A 3358-nucleotide genomic window follows, 5' to 3' on the forward strand; every position below is an offset into this window, starting at 1 on the left:
CGCCCCAGCCGGCCCCGGCCGAGGCGACCGCCGGCGGAGCCGGCCCCGCCCATCGGTCGCCGTCCGTCAGCGTCCGCCCGCCGACTCCGTCACCGGCCTTCCGCTGTCCACCGTCCGCGCCGCCATCGCCGCGCCGACGATGCCCGCGTTGTTCTGCAGCGCCGCCGGCACGATCTCGGCCCGGATCCCGTCCAGCAGCGGCAGGAAGCGGTCCGCCTTGCGGCTGATGCCGCCGCCCAGGATGAACAGGTCCGGGGAGAAGAGCATCTCCACATGGGCGAGGTACTTGTGCAGCCGTTTGGCCCAGCGTTCCCAGCTCAGGTCGCCGTCCTCCTTGGCCTTGACCGAGGCCCGGGTCTCGGCGTCGTGGCCGTGGAGTTCGAGGTGGCCGAGCTCCGTGTTCCGCACCAGCGTGCCGTCGGTGAACAGGGCGCTGCCGATACCCGTGCCGAGGGTGAGCACGAGGACCGTGCCCGAGCGGCCGCGGCCGGCCCCGTACGTCATCTCGGCGACGCCGGCGGCGTCCGCGTCGTTCAGGACGGTGACGGGGAGGCCGTCCAGGTGCTGCGTGAGCAGGGCGCGGGCGTCCGCGCCGACCCAGGACCGGTCCATGTTGGCCGCCGTACGGGTGACACCGCCGGACACCACGCCCGGGAACGTGACCCCGACCGGGCCGCTCCACCCGAAGTGCCCGACCACCTCTGCGACGCACCCGGCCACCCCCTCGGGGGTGGCCGGGTGCGGTGTCAGTACCTTGTGGCGCTCCTGCGCCAGCTCGCCGCGCTCCAGATCCACCGGAGCGCCCTTGATGCCCGATCCACCGATGTCCACACCCATGATCTGCATGGACATACGGTACGAAAGTACTTACTGATCGGCGACCAGTTCGGCCGCCTCGGTGCGCAGATCGCGGCGCAGCTCCTTGGGGAGCGAGAAGGTGATGGACTCCTCGGCCGTCTTGACCAGCTCCACGTCGGCGTAGCCGCGCGCGGCCAGCCACTCCAGGACCTCCTCGACCAGCACCTCCGGCACGGAGGCGCCCGAGGTCAGGCCGACCGTGGTGACGCCCTCCAGCCAGGCCTCGTCGATCTCGCTCGCGAAGTCCACCAGGTGTGCGTCGCGGGCGCCGGCGTCCTTGGCGACCTCGACCAGACGGATGGAGTTCGAGGAGTTCTTCGAGCCGACGACGATGACCAGGTCGGACTCGGCGCCCATCTTCTTGACGGCGGTCTGGCGGTTCTGGGTGGCGTAGCAGATGTCGTCGCTGGGCGGGGAGACCAGGAGCGGGAACTTCTCCTTCAGCGCGTCCACGGTCTCCATGGTCTCGTCCACCGAAAGGGTGGTCTGGGACAGCCAGACGACCTTGGACTCGTCCCGTACCTCCACCTTGGCGACGTCGGCCGGGCCGTCGACGATCTGGATGTGGTCGGGGGCCTCGCCGGAGGTGCCGATGACCTCCTCGTGGCCCTCGTGGCCGATCAGGAGGATGTCGAAGTCCTCGTTCGCGTACCGGATCGCTTCCTTGTGCACCTTGGTGACCAGGGGGCAGGTGGCGTCGATGGTGGCGAGCTTGCCGCGGCGGGCCTCCTCGTGGACCGTCGGGGCGACGCCGTGTGCGGAGAACATCACGATGTTGCCCGGCGGCACCTCCTCGGTCCGCTCGACGAAGATCGCGCCCTTCTTCTGCAAGGTCTGGACGACGTACTTGTTGTGGACGATCTCGTGCCGGACGTAGACCGGGGCGCCGTACTGTTCGAGAGCCTTCTCGACGGCGATCACGGCCCTGTCGACACCCGCGCAGTAGCCACGGGGGGCGGCGAGCAGGACACGGCGGGAAGCGGGAGCGGTCATGCCCTCCATCGTACGGGGGTCCCCAGCAGGCCGTTCGTCGCCCGGTCGGCGCACACTTGATCGACACCTTGCGTGCGCCGGGCCGGTGCCGGACGGGGCCGCGGGCCCGTCGCGCGTCCGCCGTACGCCCGCCCTACGCCCGCCCCTACGCCCGCTGCGCGCCTGCCCCGCACGCCTGCCCCGCGCCTGCCTCCAGGAGGACCGATGACGCCGCCGCCACCCGCTGCGGACCCGTCCGTGGGGACGGACCCCGATGCCGGCCGGGTGCCGGGACGGCCCGGGCCGCTGCGACGGAGCCTGGGGTTCCGGGACCTGGTGGTCTACGGGCTGCTGTTCATCGCGCCGATGGCGCCGGTCGGCATCTTCGGCACGCTGGACGCGCGCTCGCACGGTGCGGTGGCGCTCGTGTACCTGGTCGCGACCGTCGCGATGGCCTGTACGGCCTGCTCCTACGCCGAGATGGTGCGGGTGGCCCCGCAGGCCGGGTCCGTCTTCACGTACGCGCGCAAGGGCCTGGGCGAGGGGGCGGGGCTGATCGCCGGGTGGATGGCGATGCTGGACTACCTGCTCGTCCCGGCCGTGGCCTACCTCTTCTCCGGGATCGCGCTGAACGCGCTGGTGCCGCAGGTGTCCCCGTGGGTGTGGACGGCGCTGGCGGTGGTGGTGACCACGCTTCTGAACCTGTGGGGCGTACGGGCGGCCGCGCGGGTGGGCCTGGCCGTGCTGGCGCTGGAGATCGTGGTGCTGGTGGTGTTCCTGGTGTCGGCGGGGGTGGTGCTCGTACGGGACGGCGCCCAGCGTGGGTGGTTGTCGCCGCTGACGGGGGACGGTTCGCTGCCGTTCTCGGTGACGGCGGTGCTCGGCGCGGTGTCGGTGGCGGTGCTGTCGTACCTCGGCTTCGACGCGATCGTGTCCTTCGCGGAGGAGGTGACCGGGAGCTCGCGGCGGGTGGCCCGGGCGGTGCTGTTCTGCCTGGCGCTGACCGGGGTGCTGTTCGTCGCGCAGACGTACCTGGCGGCGCTGCTCACGCCGCTGTCGGCCGCCGAGCTGGCGGCGGAGCCGGGGCGGCAGGGGGCGGCGTTCTACGACACCGTGGACGTGGCGGTGGGGCGCTGGCTGCACGACCTGGTGGCGGTGAGCAAGGCGGTCGGGGCGGCGTTCGCGGCGCTGGCGGGGCAGGCGGCCGCGGGGCGGCTCCTGTTCGCGATGGCCCGCGAGCGGAGGCTGCCGCGGGGGCTGGCCCGGACCTCGGGCGGGACCCCGCGGGTGGCCCTGCTGGTGGCGGCGGCGGTGACGCTGGCCGCGGCGGTGTGGGCGGCCCGGCGGGACGACGGGCTGGACCACCTGGTGTCGGTGGTGGACATCGGGGCACTGGTGGCGTTCACGCTGCTGCACGCGTCGGTGGTGGGCTGGTTCGTGATCCGCCGCGGCGGGGGCGGTGCCGCCGGCGGATCACGAACCAGCTTGTCTCTTATACTCATTCCCTGAGCCCACGAGACACTGAGCG

Annotated in this window: 2 protein-coding genes and 1 pseudogene; 1 reads left to right on the plus strand and 2 read right to left on the minus strand. The window is 72.4% G+C overall.

Going from position 1 to position 3358, the window contains the following annotated elements:
* Positions 1-66: 66 nt before the first annotated feature.
* Together ppgK and EF918_RS34005 are read right to left on the minus strand one after the other, a co-directional pair.
* Complete coding sequence (ppgK, locus tag EF918_RS34000; protein ID WP_125652738.1) at positions 67-846, minus strand: polyphosphate--glucose phosphotransferase; 780 nt, start codon at positions 844-846, stop codon at positions 67-69.
* Positions 847-867: 21 nt separating this feature from the next.
* Positions 868-1851 (minus strand): 4-hydroxy-3-methylbut-2-enyl diphosphate reductase, encoded by a 984-nt coding sequence (locus EF918_RS34005; protein ID WP_125652739.1) that lies wholly within the window; start codon positions 1849-1851, stop codon positions 868-870.
* Between the two features lie 204 nt (positions 1852-2055).
* Here EF918_RS34005 and EF918_RS34010 point away from each other — a divergent pair.
* Positions 2056-3288: pseudogene (locus EF918_RS34010) on the plus strand (APC family permease); the annotation flags it as partial.
* Positions 3289-3358 lie beyond the last annotated feature (70 nt).

It is taken from the genome of Streptomyces sp. WAC06614 (assembly GCF_003949795.1).
GTDB lineage: Bacteria > Actinomycetota > Actinomycetes > Streptomycetales > Streptomycetaceae > Streptomyces.